Source organism: Methanoculleus sp. UBA208, from assembly GCF_002498065.1.
In the GTDB taxonomy this organism is placed as follows: domain Archaea; phylum Halobacteriota; class Methanomicrobia; order Methanomicrobiales; family Methanoculleaceae; genus Methanoculleus.
Map to the genome: position 1 here is coordinate 44,383 of NZ_DAFZ01000109.1, position 15,579 is coordinate 59,961.

Consider the following 15,579-nt stretch of genomic DNA (forward strand, 5'->3'; position numbering starts at 1 on the left):
GAATGGTGAAAGAGTTACTCAGGAAGTTATCGGACGCCCACGGCGTCTCGAGCAGCGAAGGAAGCATCAGGGAGATCGTCAGGGCAGAACTTGCCGGGTCGGTCGACGAGTTCCGCGAGGACACGATGGGCAACCTGATTGCCGTGAAGCGCGGCGACGACTTCTCTATCATGCTCGCCGCCCACATGGATGAGATCGGCCTGATGGTCCAGTTCGTCGACGAGAAGGGGTTCATCCGGGTCGTCCCCATCGGGGGATGGTTCGGGCCGGTGCTCTACTGCCAGCGGGTGGTCCTGCACGGGAAGAAAGGGCCGGTCACGGGAGTCATCGGCGCAAAACCCCCCCACGTGATGAAGGAAGACGAGCGCAAAAAAGAGATAAAGATCGAGAATATGTTCGTCGACGTGGGCGCGGCGAGCGAGGAGGAGGTGAAGGATCTCGGGATCGAGATCGGCACCCCGATCACCCTCGACCGCGAGTACACGGAACTTGCCGGCAACCGCGTCACCGGCAAAGCGCTCGATAACCGGGTCGGCGTCGCGATGCTCATCCGGGCCCTGCAGCAGGCGAAGTCGCCCCACACGATCTACGGCGTCTTCACGGTCCAGGAGGAACTGGGGCTGAAGGGCGCGAAGGTGAGCGCCTACTCCTTGAACCCCGACTGCGCGATCGCGACCGACGTCACCATCCCCGGCGACCACCCGGGAATCGAGAAGAAGGACGCGAGCGTCGAGATGGGCAAGGGCCCCGTCCTCGTTCTCGTCAGCGCGAGCGGGCGCGGGCTCATGGCCGACCCGCGGATGACCGCGTGGCTCCGGGAGACCGCGGAGAAGAACGGCATCCCCTGCCAGATCGAGGTCGGGACCGGCGGCAACACCGACGCGACGATCATCCACCTGGAGCGGGGCGGTATCCCGAGCATCCCGTTCTCGATCGCCGCCCGCTACATCCACTCCCCGGTCGAGGTGGTCGATACCGGCGACATCGAGGCCGGGGTACGGCTCCTCGTCGAGGCGCTGAAGGGCAGGCCCGCGCTCTGATACAACCCTCTTTTTTTATTCTGGAAAAATCCTCCTGTTAGAGAACATACTACTGCCTCCCTCGTCAGCAACAACACAATCGAAATAAGGAAGTATCACGTTGCAGTGGACCGTGGGAACTGCGCACCTTCGCACCTTCGGTGCTCAAACTCCGTTCCTACCGGAACGTCGTTCTCCGGTGCTCGAACTCCGCCTGCACCTCCGGTGCACGCGTCGTTTATCGCCGTGGGGGGTGTGCGACTGTCGGGACGACAGGAGCACGAGCACCGTTAGGTGCGAGGGGACAGGGGAGGGGGGCATGCCCCCCTCCCCGTCAGCCTCTCCCCCAAATGGGGATATCCCCTTGAAATCCGTGTCAGCGTGACTGCAGAATATTACCAGATACAAAGAGTGTGAGCACCGAAAGGTGCGCAACCCGGTGGAAAGCCGTGCCCCGGAGTGCCCCTGGATTGCGACCCTCCTGGAGCAAAGAGGTGGAGTTTCAACAAACCCTTTTTTGACATTTCCCTGCACAGAAAGGATTAAAGTATCCTCCGTGCAGAGCGGCCCCCGTATGACCGACGGCGTGTCCGGATTTCTGCAGGAGATCTTCTTTGGAAACCCTGCCTACCTGGTGCGGGTCCTGATCATCGGCATCCTCGCGTATGTGGCCCTCGTGATCATCCTCCGCATCTCGGGGAAGCGGACGCTCTCGGCGATGAACGCCTTCGACTTCATCGTGACCGTGGCGCTCGGCTCGACCCTTGCATCGGTGATCACCTCAAGAGACGTCTCGCTCGCGGAGGGGGTCCTCGCCCTCGGTCTCCTGGTCGGCCTGCAGTACATCGTCTCCTGGTTCTCCGTCCGGTCGGAGCGGGTGCAGAAGGCGGTGAAGTCGGAGCCCCGCCTCCTCTTCCACGCGGGGGAGTTCCTGCATGACGCAATGCGGCGGGAACGCATCGCCGAAAGCGAGATCCGGCAGGCGCTGCGGTCGGAGGGGATCGGCTCCCTCGAGAGCGTGCGCTCAATCGTCCTCGAGACGAACGGAAACCTCTCGGTGATTACGAAGAGCAAGAGCGACGGCACGGAATCGCTCGTCGATGTGGCAGGGGCCCGCAGGTAACGGATCGGCGAAAACAGGGTGCCCAAGAGATAAGGCCTTACGCCCGGGCACATTTCGGTTCATGGTGCAGTGTTTTTTTTGTGTTCGCAGGCCGTAACCGTTCTGGCCTGTGAACCCGCTGCATCATGTGATGATGTGCCTTCTGGTTGACCCCACTCTCAGGCAAGATCCCCCCATAACGCTGAAAGTATATAATTTTAACCTATGGTGTGAATAATAATTTTCCTGTGTCCTATGGTCCAGGCCGGCTTTCTCCTCCCTCCAGACGATCTCACTCTTCCACAATGATGACCGCGACCGGGCACGAATCGGCGGCCTCCAGGACGCAGTCGGCAAGGTCGTCGGGCACCTCGCCCTCCGCGGGATTGCCGTCGACCCGGTACTGTTCCTTGATCGAGCTCAGGCCGTCGTTTGGGTCCTCTTCAAAGACATCCGGGCAGAGCGTCCAGCACGACTCGCAGCTGGTGCATCCCGGCCTGTCGATGGTAACTTTCACCACCCTCTATACCTCCGTTTGGATCCCCGAGAGGTACTCCTCCATGTTAAATGTGACGGAGGCAGGCGGTCCCCGGGCGGTTCGGCGGCACCGGGGACCGCCCGATATGGAGAAGGAGGGCGGGTGGAGACCCGGTCCCCCGCTCAGGGCAGTGGTGCCGGTGGCACGAAGGTCGGCAGCACGTCCCAGGTGACGAACGCCGGGCGCTCTGCTGGCGCTTCACCCCTGATGAAGACGCCGACGCCGTAGTATTTCAGTGAATCGGGTCCGGTAGGGATCTCGGCCTCGTAGTCGTGCCAGGACTGCATGAACTCGTCGCGGTCCATGGCGATCCGCACCCCGAGCATGTCGGGGTCCTCGAGGTAGACGGAGCGGTCGTCGACCCCGACCACGACCATGTAGTGCCCGAAGTCCCAGGACTCTTCCCAGGTCTTGTCGGGCTCTTTGATGCGCTGGGCGTCGATGATGACCGGGACGCCGTCCCGGAGCGAGGCCTCGAGGTCGGCGATGGTGAGGTTCTCTTTCCACTCCGCTTCAAGCCCGAGGGATTCTGCGACCCGGACCATGTCCCAGGGGTAGGTCCCGTGGCGAGGGCTCGTGTTGAGGTAGCGCCGCAGATCCGTCTCGAAGGCGTCGAGGCCCCAGTAGCAGAGCACCGCCTGCATGGACGACGGACGGCACGTCCGGAGTTCAAGCACCGTCAGGTGCGGGCGACGACGCGCCGCAGGAGTAGTGCTCCGCCTGCCGGACGTCGGGGACCCCGGCGAGGATGACCGGACCCTCGGGAGATGGGGGGGGCGGTCGCGAGGTAGACGGCACCGCCGGCGATGAGTGCCCCGATGAGGAAAGAAGCGATTATGCGGGTGTGCATGATAGAGATATTCGCATATGGCCGTTAAGCGTTTCTTTATCCGGAGAATGGGAGTTCCTCCTCGTTGTCCGGAGGTTCCCTCTGCAATCACGAATCCGGCGGGATTCGGGCGTCCATCTCGTCGTCCAGGGCCTCGAGAAACGCAAGGAGGAACGCGTGCCTCTTTTCGGCGAGGCTCCGGGCGCTCTCTGTGTACATAAGATCTCTCAGGTTCAGGAGTTTTTCATGAAAGTGACCGGTTGCGTCCGCGATGCCCCGTCCCTGCTCTCCGGATTGCATAAACGTCCTCGCGATCCCGACCGCACCCATCGCGTCCAGGTTGTCCGCGTCCGAGAGGATCCGGGCTTCCAGGGTTTCTGGGGCGATGCCCGAACTATACCGGTGCGCACGGATGGCGTGGGTGATGGCGGCGATGCGGTCTTTTGGGTAACGGATGGAGCGGAGGTAGGATTCCGCCATCCGTGCTCCCTCTTCCTCGTGGGGGACGCCCGTCTCCTCTTCGTAAGGTCGCGCGATGTCGTGGAAGAGGGCGGCCGGGATGAGGATCCGCATATCCGCACCCTCGTGGGCGCCGAGGTGCTCGCAGAGACGCACGACCCTCTCGGTATGGTCGAACCCGTGCGCCCCTGATGGGAACGCCGTCCTGACGTAATCGAGCATCGCGGTAGTCTCTTCATCCATGGTAGATCTCTATCTTCCGGGATCGAAAAGATTCGCTTTCGGTCAGCCCGGTTCGCGTGTCATGCCGCCACCGCCGCCCGGGTCCGGCTGTTGTCCGTCACCGGTGTCGCACAAGACATTTTGTGGGCCACAAAAGTGCATTTCATGCCGCGCAAATGTTGTTGTGGGTCATAAGTGTCCCACTACCGCTCGCCGGGAATGGTTTGTGTACATTCTGGTATACACAAGATCAGTTGCGTATATCGGATCGGGGTTTTGATATACCCAACCGGGTTTGCAGATACCAGAATACTCACAACCGATCCCCCTCGGTGATGGCAAGCAGGCGCGGGAAGGCATACATGCTCGCTCTTCGTCCCGTTCCTCTCTGCAATACCTGGATAACGTCGATCTTCTCCAGGTCCTTAAGAATCTTAGCCCCGCTTACCCTCGGAATTGCAGACCGTTCGTAAAACTCGGCCGAACTGAAGATCGGCGCCCCGAAGAGCGCATCGATCGCGGCGACGGCGTACTGCGACCGGGTCACCTCCGGCACCGTCCGTTTCATCTCGTCATAGAGATCGAGGATCTGCTTTGCTTTTTTGCCGTTCTCCTCCGCCTGCTCCTCGATGGCACGGAGGAAGAACGTAATCCAGCCGTTCCAGTCCCGGTCCCGGGAGACCGCGAGCAGACGCTCGTAGTAGACCTGCCGGTGCCGCTCGAGGTAGGCGCTTATATAGAACATGGGGCTTGCAATCAGCCCCTTCTCGTACATGATCAGCGGGATGAGCATCCTCCCGATACGCCCGTTGCCGTCGCAGAACGGGTGGATGAGTTCGAACTGTGCTTTTAAGACGGAGAGCTGGACGAGGACGTCCTTCTCCTCGCGCTGCAGGTAGGCCCCCCAGTCCGCGAGCGCCCCGGGAACCCTTTCCGGTGCCGGCGGGACGAAGATCGCGTGCTCGATATGCGCGTCCCGTCCGATGAAGTTCTGGATCTCCCGGATACATCCCGGCTCCCGGTCCATGCCCCTGCTGTCGGCGAGCAAGATCCGGTGCAGGTTGCAGATCAGGGCCGTATCCAGCGGCCGGGTCTTGAGGGCGTCCACCGCAACGTTGAGTGCCTCCCGGTAGTTGATGATCTCCTGGATGTCGGCAAGGGTGGTGTCGTTGATCCGCTCCCGCGGGTTCGCCTCGAACCGCAGGACGTCCTCAAGCGACGCCTGCGTCCCCTCGATCCTCGAGGAGAGCACCGCCTCCTGCGTCAGGAGCGGGGAGAGGAGGAGCCGTGGGTTTGGGATCGCCTGGAGGATGCCGTCGTACCGGGCGAGGGCACGGTTTGCCGACGCTATTCTCGGAATGTGGGTCTCCCAGTCGATCCCCTCCGGGGGCAGCGGCTCCGGGGCGTAGGGCGCAACCGTCATGCCGCCTCCTCACGGACCGCCGTGAACCCATCGAGAATAGGAAGACTGGCGATGTGCCGGAGATCCTTCATATAATTATCCGGTGGTGCGAGAGAGTATTAACATTGATTGTTTGCGATTACGACGTTTGCTATCCGTCGTATACCCTGCATGCCGCCCGGTCGATTGAAACGGCAGTCGCCGGTGTGTACCGGAACGGTTATCTCGACCGTGCATCTCATCGCCGCGGCGTTCAGGCCGCACGAAAAGCATCCGCTCCCGGTGGATGCGGGCATGCCGCTCGATCGGGCAGGGTCTCTAAACCTTACGACATCATCCGCGTGGCCGAAAGTCCTGGACGGGCACCGCCCGGCGTCCCGGTCGGCGGGAACGGGGCCGTTGATGCTGCATTCCCCCTCGGTCTCGGTCTTCTTCGTATAGAGGGCGCAGTCGTTGCAGGTCGGCATAAAGACCCCTTTCCCGCCCGGGAGATATAGGTTTTGCCGGGTCCGCGGAGGGGACGTTTCCTCCGGATGAATATCCCGGAGTACAGCGCAAACCACCCTGCTCGCCGCGGGGATATGACCTGGCAGCAGTACATCCTCCGCGTCGGCAACGTCCTCACCAGCATGACGCGGAGCATCCGCTGGCTTGGCTCTTCTTACGTCGCGATCTTCGGGATGCGGACGGGAACGGAGATCATGCTCGTCTCGACGGTGCTCCGGAACGGGACCATGGTGTTGCTGGTCGCCGTGCTGGCGTACGGCCTGGGCTGGGGGTGAGGGTGCGGCGTGGCGGGTGGCGCTCTTGGGCCAAGCGTCGGGATGTGTTAGCAGGCTGCTTCGCTCTTTTGGTGCTGTAAAAAAAGATCTTTGACGGAGTGGAAATACTTTGAAAACGGGATTATTGGATTAGATCTGTAGATCTCCTTTTTCCCGCAGATAATTCCCGGGGCCTGATGTTGCGAAGGTAGCAGTCAGTATGGCTTCGAGAGGTTTGAGGATCGATGTACCTTCGTCGAAAGCATCGGCAAGCAACCTCATTCCTTCCTGGATTTTTTCAAAATGCCTCGCTTCAAGTGGGACTGTGCTATCGCCGGAACGGATGCGTTTAAACCGATCCATCAACCCCGTGTAACAGGTATTGAGGACGAAATCAGCCATAAGGTAGTCATCAGTGAATGCATAGCGGAGCGTGCGATTAGTAATACCATATGCTGCAGAGAAATAGTAAATTTTCTTCTCAATGTTCTCCTCCTTTCGCATCATCGCTTCTACCCGCCGCAACTCGGTGACGAGTTCCTTTCTGAAGAAATCTTGCCTTGACATAATTTCCCTCACTGGAAATATCTCGGATGCTCATCGCCATAGATACTATCTGCAGTCGCACACGGTGGGACGAGCACGGATGTCGCTCCAATGACACTGCCCCCCCAAGCTTCACCCTCAAAAGGAGCATACCCGGAAATCCAGCCCTCCTCTGCGGAGATGTTCGGGGGTGCGCTGGCACCTCTGTCCTGGATATACTCGTGGATTTCTTTAAGCCGTTCTTCACCGAGCATTTTCTCGATGAGGGCATTGTTCAGGTCATCAATGCGCCGTACAATCGAAGAATCCGTATTAATCGAGTAGAGAGGAACCCTTCCTGTACCCACGTTCAGGAGGCCCCATGCAACAAATTTTTTCACGACCCTGCCTGCGGTGACACGCGAAACGCCTGCCTCTTCTGCGAGTTCGGTAACGTTAAATTCCATGTCGGATAGCGGCAGGAGGAACTCGAGAATTCTCAACTCGCAGGTGTTTCCAAATAATCCTTCAAACGGACGTGTCATAGATCTCACATAATCTCATGCGTTGATCAAGAATGCTATACGCGTACTGATAACTGATATTGTCGCAAGTGATAAAAATATTTTGCATCGTGTCAGAGCTTACGATATCGCCCATCAACGACGTTATATCCATGACTTTTCAGAGCAAAGATGGCGCTCTTCATGTCGGCTATGTAGTATTTCACTTTCTTTTTCCTGATCTGTGCCACATATCCGTCGTTCATCAGGATCTGAAGTGTATCTTCAATGGACAGACAGGATCGTCCCGTGAATTTCTTTATATAAATTTTGTACAGTTTTTCGGAATGATAGCCTGCATCCGTCCGAAAGTGCCTCCCCTTGTATAAAACATTGAGAATAAAGAGCGCTTCATCGGGGAGATCGCATGACATAAGACACTGATTTACAGTTCTTTTCGTTGTGATATATAATGTGGCGGTTTGAGATTCGTTCCTTTTGAGGGGCCGATATCGGTTTTCCTCCTTCAACAGGGTCTGATATCCGTTCTAGCGACGGCTTTTTTGGGCTGCACGGAAAACCTGTGTTGTCTCACCTTATCCGGTTTCATTGCATACAGGTGGCCCTGCAGATTGCATCGCTCACGAACGCGGCTGCTTCTCAATGAACCATCCGTGGTTCACCCGCCCTGCACCTCCCGCACCGCCCGTATCTCCGGGATCTCCATCCCGCCGAGCAGCTCGACGATCGCCTGCACGTAGGGCTCCTGCCGGGTGCAGCTCGGGGATGCACGGGGGTCGCTCCGCTGCCCCCGCCGCCCCATCTTCGCATGGCCGGTGGCGACGTAGTGCAGGAAGTCCTCTTTCGGGAGACCCCACCGGCAGTTGACCTGCAGCCGGACGAAATCGGCGTTCTTGTTCGGGAAGAGCACTGCATGCGTCGGTGGGAGCGGGACCGGATTTCCGCCGTTTGATGCGGCAAGGTCGATAACCCGCCGCCACAGCCGGTCGCAGGCTGCCTCCGGGCACGTCCTGCAGTAGCGGTTCGACGGCGGCGTGCCGTCGCCGGTGTAGTGGCGGCAGAAGTTCGTGTCCATGAGCGATCATTACGTCTCTGTGCTCGCGGTTAAACTGTGCGGCTATCCAGGCGGGCCCGGACTCCTCCCCGACCAAAATAACAACACTCATCCCTCCTCCTCCCCCAACCCCTCACCAGGAGAGAACACCGGATGTCCCCCGCCGTTCTGTACCGCCAATTGCCTGGAGAGGGTCTCGACGCGTTCGTCACGGAGTTCCGGAAAGCCGCCGCCCGCGACCCGTTCGGCACCGTCTTCATCGTCCCGACGTCCTACCTCGCCCGTGAGGTCGCCCGCCGCCTCGGGGAGCAGGGTGTCCCGTTCGTCGCCGACGCGGTCACCACCCTTCCCGGGTTCGCCCGGAAGGTCTTCTTCGAGCACACGACGGTGGAGACGCAGATCTCCGCTACCGCGTCCCGGCTCGTCCTCGCCCGGCTGCTCGCCGCCGGCAGGTACCCGCTCCTCGCCGGGACCGGGGCCGTCGACGAACTCGCGACCCTCTTTGAAGTTCTCATCATGCGGAAGGTCGACTACCCGGCCGCCCTCGGCGACTTTGCCGGCGAAAAAAGTGCCGAGATCGCGGCCCTTTTCGACGCATACCTCCGGTTCCTCGACGAGCGCGGTCTTGTCGACGAGAGCACCCTGTTCTCCCGGGTCGTCCGGCTGCTCGACGATTCGAGTGAGTTCCGGACGGTCTTCGTCTACGGGCTCTTCGAGCCGATGCCGCTCGAGCGGGACCTGCTTCTTGTCCTGCGGGAGTCCGCGGAGGAGTTCCACTACTCATTGCCCTATGCCCCGAACCCGGCGGTCTTCCCGGATGACGGCGAGTGGCTGCACCCGGACGCGGTCGTCTCCGGAGATGCCCCGGATGCTCGCCGTTCACACCTCGCCGGGCTCTTCTCCCGGCGGGAGCCCGAGGACTGCGGAAGGTTCGTCCGGGTCGCAGAACGGCGGGACCGGCTCGACGAAGTCCGTGCGATCGCGCAGGAGATCCGGGACCTCGTCGCCGCCGGGGTCCGGCCGGACGCGATCACCGTCGCGTTCCCCGACCTCGCATCGGCGGTGCCCTATGTGGAAGAGGTCTTCCCGGACTTCACGCTCCCGTACGCCGCGTCCGGCGGCCGGCCGCTCTCTGCATCACCGCTTGTCCAGGCGCTTCTTTCGGTCCTCGTCGTCCCGGTCCGCGGCTACCGGCGGGAGGACGTCGTCGCCCTCACGACCTCCCCCTACCTGCCGAACGCAGGCGGCTGCGAGCTTGACGTCCTCTCCCGGGAGGCCCGGATAACCGCCGGGAACTGGGATGAACGGTTTGCCGCACTGATCTCTGCTCTCGAGGACGAGCTGGAGCGGCCGGACTCCGCGAAAACCCGGCTCGCAGCAAAGATCGCCGCCGTCGAAGCGGCGCGGGACACCGTCCGGGCTCTCTTTGCCGATCTCTCGGTGCTCGAGGGAACGAAGACGATCCGGGAACACCTCGCCGCCTACCGCTCGCTCCTTGACCGGTGGCAGGCTCCGGCGATGCCGGAGGAGGGCGACCCCGCTCTCCTCGAGGACGAGGCCCGGGATCTGAGGGGATTTATGGAGACCCTCGCAGCCCTTGAACGCCTCGCCCTGCTCCTCCCCGGGGAGAAGGTGGCGCTTGCGGAGTTCTCCTCCATGCTCGGGCTCCTTTTCGCCGGGACCCGGACCGGCAGACGGCGGCACGGTAACGCCGTCCGGGTGGTCGGCGTCCGGGAGGTCGCGCACCTCTCCGTCCCCTTCCTCTTCATCGGCGACCTCGTCGAGGGCGCGATGCCGCGGCTGACCACCCGGCTCCCGTTCACCACCGATGCCGAGACCCGGCGCCTTGCGACGCGATCGAAGGAAGATATCCTCCGGGAGGAGCGCTACCACTTCACCGCGGCTCTTCTTGCCGCCCGAACCCGGGTCTGCCTGAGTTATCCCGCAGCCGACGGCGCAACGCCGCTGGTGCGCTCCGGGTTCGTGGACGCCGTCCGGGAGGCCTTCTCCCCGGAAACCTGGGGGGACGGCGGCTTCCCGGACTCCCGGCTCGCGGCAGCCCGGCGGGCCGGCGCCCTCCTCGCCCGGGGGGAAATCCCCGCCGGGATGCCGGCCCCCCTCACCATCCGCGAGGCCGTCCGTCGGCTCAACATCGAGAACTACCACCGGAAGGGCGGCTACGACTCCCCCTACGACGGCCGGATCGGCGACGACCCGGCAATTCTCGCGGCGCTCGCCGAACGGTTCGGTGACGGGGCCGTCTTCTCACCGACGGCGCTCGAGACCTATGCCGACTGCCCGTTCCGGTTCTACCTGGAGCGGGTCCTCGATCTGGCGCCCCTTCCCGAAGCCGACCCCGACCTGACGGCGCAGGAGCGGGGAAGCCTCGTCCACCGGATCGCCTACCGGTTCTACTCCGGCTGGAGGTGCGACGGCAACGAGGCGGTCACCGACGCGTGCTACCCGGACGCCCTCCGGCGGATCCTCGACGCCGGCCGGGAAGAGGCCGGCCGGTTCACGTTTGAGACCCCGGCATGGGCCGCGGATAAAGAACTCCTCCTCGGGTCGCCTGCGGCGGGAAGGGGCCTCCTCGAGCGGTTCCTCCGGCACGAGGCGGAGGTCGCTGCCTCCCGCTTCGTCCCGCACGCGTTCGAGGTCTCGTTCGGCCTCCCGCTGGTGCCGGGGGAGGTCGATGCGGCCTCGATACCCGATGCGGTCGCGATCCCGCTCGGCGACGAGACCATCCGTATACGGGGCAGGGTCGACCGGGTCGATGTGCTGCCCGACGGGCGGTTCATGATCACCGACTACAAAACGGGAACCTCCCATCCACGGTTCAAGGATATCGAGGCCGGTAAAGCGCTCCAGCTCCCCCTCTACCTCCGGGCGGTCGAGACGCTGACCGGGATGGAGGGAGTCGCGGGCACCTACTACACCCTCCGGCGCGGGCAGGTCCGGAACCGGCCGGTCTTCTGGGACGCAGGGCTGAAGGACTGCTTCTCCTGCTACCCGGGGTCGCGGCAGGGCGGCGTCGAGGACGTCCGCGAGCTGGTCGAGACCACGCTCTCGTGGGTGCGGGAGTATCTTGCCGGAATACGCGGCGGCTGCTTCCCGCCCCGGTCGGACGCCGGCTCCTGTCCGGCCTACTGCGGATTCAAGACCGCCTGCCGGTTCGACGCCCTGCAGCTGCTTAACACGGAGGTGAACCCCGATGGGACTGACTGAACGCCAGGCGCGGGCCGCGCTCGACCATTCGGCGAGCAAGTGCGTCACCGCCGGGGCGGGGACGGGGAAGACGCACGTCCTGGTCCAAAAATACCTCAGCCTGCTCGAGAGCGGGATCGGCGTCGGCAGCATCCTCGCGCTGACCTTCACCGAGAAGGCGGCCGGCGAGATGAAGGTCCGGGTCCGCCAGGCCATCGCGGAGAAGGAGGGCGAGCGGTGGGACGCGGTCCGCGACGAGTTTTTGTGGGCGAAGGTATCGACCTTCCACTCCTTCTGCGCCTCTGTCCTCCGTGAGTTCCCGCTCGAGGCCGGTGTGGGACCCGCCTTCGCCGTCCTCGACGAGCGGGAGGCGTTCCGGGTCCGCGAAGAGGCGGCCGAGGACCTCTTCCACGGCGATCCGCCCCCGGAGTGCCGTGATGCGGTGATCGGCGCCCTCCGGGCGGTCGGGGCCTATGAGCTGAAGAACTATCTCGAGCGGCTGTACTCACGCCGCGTGGCGGCGGAGGCGTTCTTTGCCACCCTCGCGCGGAGCGAAGAGGAGGTGCTCGACGCCTGGCGGGCGGCGGTGGAACGGCACCGGGAGGAGGCGCTTGCGGCCTTCTCCGACCGTGCGGGCCCCTCGATCGAGACGCTCCGGGACCTTGCCGCCCGCTACTCCGGCGACCGGGACCCGGGCGAGGAGTATCTCCGGGCCGTCGAGCCCTGCCTCGCGGGTGAGATCGCGGTCGCCGGACTTGCCGGGGTTCACGACAATTCGCGCTTCCGCAAGAATATGGGGCAGAAGAAGAACTGGGCGGGGGACGACCTCGACAACCTCCGGACGGCCTACGGCGTCCTCAAGCAGTGCCTCAAGGACCACGCCGGAGCCCTTTCGCTCACCCTCGACCCGGAGGACCCCTTCACCCGGGCGACGTTCGACTTCCTCCGCGACCTCGGCACAGTCTTTTCTGCCTTTCTTGACGCGATCGATGCCGAGAAGCGGCGGCGTAACGCCCTCGACTTCGACGACCTGGTCGGCCGCACCCACCGGCTCTTTCGCGACCGCGAGGATATCCTTGCGGCGCACTTCCGGGACCGGTTCCGGTTCGTCCTGGTCGACGAGTTCCAGGACACCGATCCCGTCCAGAACGCCATCATCCGCGCTGTCCTCGGCGATTCCGCGAACCTCTTCATCGTCGGCGACCCGAAGCAGTCCATCTACCTCTTCCGGGAGGCCGACGTGACGCAGTTTGGGCATACCCGCGACCTGATCGAGCGCGATCTCGGCGGGGAGACGATAGCGCTCGACGTCAACTTCCGGAGCACGCCCGAGGTAGTCGGGTTCACGAACGCCGTCTTTTCCGCCCTGATGGCGGAGCCCGGACGGCCCTGGGAGTTCCTCTACGAACCGCTGCGTGCGAACCGCCATAGCGACACCGGCTCGGTCGAACTCCTCCTCTGTCCGAAGATTAAAGGCCGGGCGGCCGGCCGCCGGGCCGAGGCGGAGATGGCGGCAAGAAAGATCCGGGCCATCGTCGAGCGGGGGGAAAAGCCGGTCTACTGCGACGGGGAGGCCCGGCCGGCGGGCTACGGCGACGTGGCCGTCCTGCTTGAGCGGCGGACGAACCTTGCCTACTACGAGTGGGCGCTCGGGCGCTACGGCGTCCCCTACCACGTCCACGCCGGGCTCGGGTTCTACGAGCGCCAGGAGGTCTACGACCTCTACAACATCCTCCGGTTCCTCACGAACTACCTTGACGACGCGGCGCTCTACGGCGTGTTGCGGTCGCCCTACTTCGGGTTCTCCGATGCCCGGCTCTTTCATATCGCCCGGGCGCCCGGGGATTCTCTCTGGAAACGGCTGCAGGCCGCGGCGGAGCCTGCGGCGGCGACCCTCCGGGGGTGGCTCTCGCTCTCCCGCAGGCTCCCGCCCGCCCGCCTCCTCCGCCGGATCGTCGACGAGTCGGGCATCTTCGTTGTCTTCGGCGGGATGGCCGGCGGCGAACAGGCCGCGGCGAACGTCGAGAAACTGATCGCCATCGCGAGGGAGGCCGACTGCTCCACGCTCGGGGAGTTTGTCGCGGAACTCGGGCGCTCTATCGACGGCGGGGAGCGCGAGGGGGATGCCCCCCTCGACGTTGTGTCGACGGATGCGGTCTCGATCATGACGGTGCACGCCGCAAAGGGGCTCGAGTTCCCGGTCGTCGTCGTCCCCGACCTCGGGGAGACGCCGCGGTCCGGCGGGGGCACCATCATGGTGGAGGACGGGCTGCTGCTCGGGGTCTCGATACCGAACCCGGCAAACGACCACGAGCGCGAGGAGACGCCGGTCCTGACGATCCTCAGGGACGAGCACCGGGAGAAGGAGGAGGCCGAGCGCAAACGCCTCTTCTACGTCGCGGTCACCCGGGCGAAGGATCACCTCATCCTCTGCGGGGAGATGCCGGCCGAAGTCCCGGAGACCCTCGCGGAAGGGAAGACCCGGATGGCCTGGCTCGCACACTGCCTCGGGCTCTGCGATGAGGCCTGTGCCCGCGGTGAAGCCGTCCTCGAGAAGCTCCGCATCCCGCTCACCCTCGACCCCGCGGCGATCCCCGTCGACGTGCAGGAGACCGCCCCGGTCTATCTCCCGGTGCCGGACGACGTTCCCGCGGTGGTTGTCCCGGCGAGCATCCCCCCCGACGGGAGGGGGAGCGTGTCTACTCGGCAAGCGAGCTCGAGGCGTACCTCCGCGGCCCGGCGGGGTCCCGGCCCCCGGGGTTCGCCGCCGGAGATCCCCTGACCCGCGGTCTCGTCGTCCACGAGGTCTTCCGCGGCCGGGACCCCGCCGCGGTGCTGCGGCGCTACGGCATGGACCCCGCCCGGGCAGGAGAGTACCGGGAGCTCTACGACCGGTTCCTCGCGTCCCCCCTGATGCAGGGCATCGTCCGGGACCACCGCGAGGTGCCGTTTTCGGCGCGGGTGAACGGGTTCGCGTTCCGGGGAGCCATCGACCGGCTGGTGCAGCGGCCGGACGGCGCCTGGGCGCTCATCGACTACAAGACCGGGACGCCGGGGGATGCCGGGGACTACGCGGTCCAGATGGCGGTCTACCGCCACGCCGCCGCCCGGATCCTCGGGGATTCGGTCACGCCCTACCTCTACTTCGTCGACGCCGACCGCTGGGTGGAAGTCGATGTTGACGAGGAGCAGGTTTTTGATGCGATAGAACGTGCGGTCAGGGGGATTGAAGAAGGGGATCTTTGATGGCAGGGGACGAGGGGTGCCGGAGGGTATAAGTGGGCGGATGTATTATTCAAGAATAACTATGCATCCCCTCGCCCAGATCCGGCAGAACCTGCGCACCCTCCGGGAACGCTACGGCGTGGCCCGTATTGGCATCTTCGGATCGGTTGTGCGGAACGAGGCCACCCCGGCAAGCGACATCGACATCCTGGTGGAGTTCCGGGAGGGAGAGGAGACGTTCGATCACTTTATGGACCTCAAGTTCTACCTCGAAGACCTCCTGGGGCGAAGGACGGATCTCGTCATCGCCGACACCTTAAAGCCCCGCATCCGGGACGCCATCCTTGGCGAGGTCGTTTATGCCTAGGGATCTCCTGCTGTATCTTGAGGATATCCGCGATGCCATCGCCTCAATCCGCTCTTATGTAGGTAACCGAACGTTTGAGGAACTCGTGGGCGATCGCATGCGCCTCGACGCCGTCGTGCTCAGATTTGTTACCATCGGGGAAGCGACAAAACAGATTCCCACGAGCGTCACCGCCCGTCACCCGGAGATCGAATGGCGAAAGATTGCCGGGCTCCGTGATATCAGCGTTCACTCCTATTATGCGGTGAAACGATTCCCTGGGATATCATCCAGACCAAACTCGGTCCCCTGGAGGACGCGATAGAGACGATGATCCAAGAAGAGGAGTAACGGCAGGTCGATGGGTCC

At 63.4% G+C, this 15,579-nt stretch carries 17 protein-coding genes; 8 read left to right on the forward strand and 9 right to left on the reverse strand.

Features of this window, described 5'->3' with window-relative positions; genetic code table 11:
- Positions 1-2 precede the first annotated feature (2 nt).
- Positions 3-1,040 carry a M42 family metallopeptidase gene (locus BRA62_RS11455; protein WP_292366711.1) on the forward strand — a complete coding sequence of 346 codons (1,038 nt, stop codon included), beginning with the start codon at positions 3-5 and terminating at the stop codon, positions 1,038-1,040.
- A gap of 553 nt (positions 1,041-1,593) precedes the next feature.
- Complete coding sequence (locus BRA62_RS11460) at positions 1,594-2,142, forward strand: DUF421 domain-containing protein (RefSeq protein WP_292366713.1); 549 nt, start codon at positions 1,594-1,596, stop codon at positions 2,140-2,142.
- A 271-nt stretch (positions 2,143-2,413) separates the two neighbouring features.
- On the opposite strand, the gene BRA62_RS11465 is transcribed toward BRA62_RS11460, so the two are convergent.
- The 5 genes from BRA62_RS11465 to BRA62_RS11485 all read right to left on the reverse strand — a co-directional run bounded on the left by BRA62_RS11465 (position 2,414) and on the right by BRA62_RS11485 (position 6,038).
- A complete protein-coding gene (locus BRA62_RS11465) occupies positions 2,414-2,641 on the reverse strand; it encodes a ferredoxin (RefSeq protein WP_292366715.1) in 228 nt (75 codons plus the stop codon).
- Between the two features lie 140 nt (positions 2,642-2,781).
- The gene (locus BRA62_RS11470; protein WP_292366716.1) at positions 2,782-3,336 is read right to left on the reverse strand and encodes a C39 family peptidase; all 555 of its coding nucleotides are present in this window, start codon (positions 3,334-3,336) and stop codon (positions 2,782-2,784) included.
- A 260-nt stretch (positions 3,337-3,596) separates the two neighbouring features.
- Positions 3,597-4,190 (reverse strand): HD domain-containing protein, encoded by a 594-nt coding sequence (locus BRA62_RS11475; protein ID WP_292366718.1) that lies wholly within the window; start codon positions 4,188-4,190, stop codon positions 3,597-3,599.
- Positions 4,191-4,482: 292 nt separating this feature from the next.
- Positions 4,483-5,592 (reverse strand): Fic family protein, encoded by a 1,110-nt coding sequence (locus BRA62_RS11480; RefSeq protein ID WP_292366719.1) that lies wholly within the window; start codon positions 5,590-5,592, stop codon positions 4,483-4,485.
- Between the two features lie 98 nt (positions 5,593-5,690).
- Positions 5,691-6,038: a hypothetical protein gene (locus BRA62_RS11485; protein WP_292366721.1), complete on the reverse strand. Its 348-nt coding sequence runs from the start codon at positions 6,036-6,038 to the stop codon at positions 5,691-5,693.
- A 66-nt stretch (positions 6,039-6,104) separates the two neighbouring features.
- Here BRA62_RS11485 and BRA62_RS11490 point away from each other — a divergent pair, with 66 nt between their 5' ends.
- On the forward strand, positions 6,105-6,353 hold the full coding sequence (locus tag BRA62_RS11490) for a hypothetical protein (protein WP_292366722.1): 249 nt from the start codon (positions 6,105-6,107) through the stop codon (positions 6,351-6,353).
- Between the two features lie 129 nt (positions 6,354-6,482).
- Here the strand turns inward: BRA62_RS11490 and BRA62_RS11495 are convergent, their stop codons facing one another.
- The 4 genes from BRA62_RS11495 to BRA62_RS11510 form a co-directional block, all read right to left on the reverse strand.
- Positions 6,483-6,899, reverse strand: coding sequence for a hypothetical protein (locus BRA62_RS11495; RefSeq protein ID WP_048184624.1), 417 nt, complete (start codon positions 6,897-6,899; stop codon positions 6,483-6,485).
- 8 nt (positions 6,900-6,907) lie between these two features.
- Positions 6,908-7,402, reverse strand: a complete 495-nt coding sequence (locus BRA62_RS11500) for a winged helix-turn-helix domain-containing protein (protein WP_292366725.1) — start codon at positions 7,400-7,402, stop codon at positions 6,908-6,910.
- A gap of 92 nt (positions 7,403-7,494) precedes the next feature.
- A complete protein-coding gene (locus BRA62_RS11505; protein ID WP_292366727.1) occupies positions 7,495-7,794 on the reverse strand; it encodes a hypothetical protein in 300 nt (99 codons plus the stop codon).
- A gap of 245 nt (positions 7,795-8,039) precedes the next feature.
- Positions 8,040-8,456 carry a hypothetical protein gene (locus tag BRA62_RS11510; protein WP_292366729.1) on the reverse strand — a complete coding sequence of 139 codons (417 nt, stop codon included), beginning with the start codon at positions 8,454-8,456 and terminating at the stop codon, positions 8,040-8,042.
- Between the two features lie 132 nt (positions 8,457-8,588).
- Here BRA62_RS11510 and BRA62_RS11515 point away from each other — a divergent pair, with 132 nt between their 5' ends.
- From BRA62_RS11515 to BRA62_RS11535, 5 genes are all read left to right on the forward strand, one after another.
- Positions 8,589-11,660, forward strand: a complete 3,072-nt coding sequence (locus BRA62_RS11515; protein ID WP_292366731.1) for a PD-(D/E)XK nuclease family protein — start codon at positions 8,589-8,591, stop codon at positions 11,658-11,660.
- Positions 11,647-14,421 (forward strand): UvrD-helicase domain-containing protein, encoded by a 2,775-nt coding sequence (locus tag BRA62_RS11520; protein ID WP_292366733.1) that lies wholly within the window; start codon positions 11,647-11,649, stop codon positions 14,419-14,421. Before BRA62_RS11515 ends, BRA62_RS11520 begins: the two co-directional genes overlap by 14 nt.
- A 50-nt stretch (positions 14,422-14,471) precedes the next feature.
- Positions 14,472-14,885: a PD-(D/E)XK nuclease family protein gene (locus tag BRA62_RS11525; RefSeq protein ID WP_292366735.1), complete on the forward strand. Its 414-nt coding sequence runs from the start codon at positions 14,472-14,474 to the stop codon at positions 14,883-14,885.
- 61 nt (positions 14,886-14,946) lie between these two features.
- Positions 14,947-15,231, forward strand: a complete 285-nt coding sequence (locus tag BRA62_RS11530; RefSeq protein ID WP_292366737.1) for a nucleotidyltransferase family protein — start codon at positions 14,947-14,949, stop codon at positions 15,229-15,231.
- Positions 15,224-15,535, forward strand: a complete 312-nt coding sequence (locus BRA62_RS11535) for a DUF86 domain-containing protein (protein ID WP_292366739.1) — start codon at positions 15,224-15,226, stop codon at positions 15,533-15,535. The genes BRA62_RS11530 and BRA62_RS11535 overlap by 8 nt, the downstream gene beginning before the upstream one ends.
- Positions 15,536-15,579: the final 44 nt, after the last annotated feature.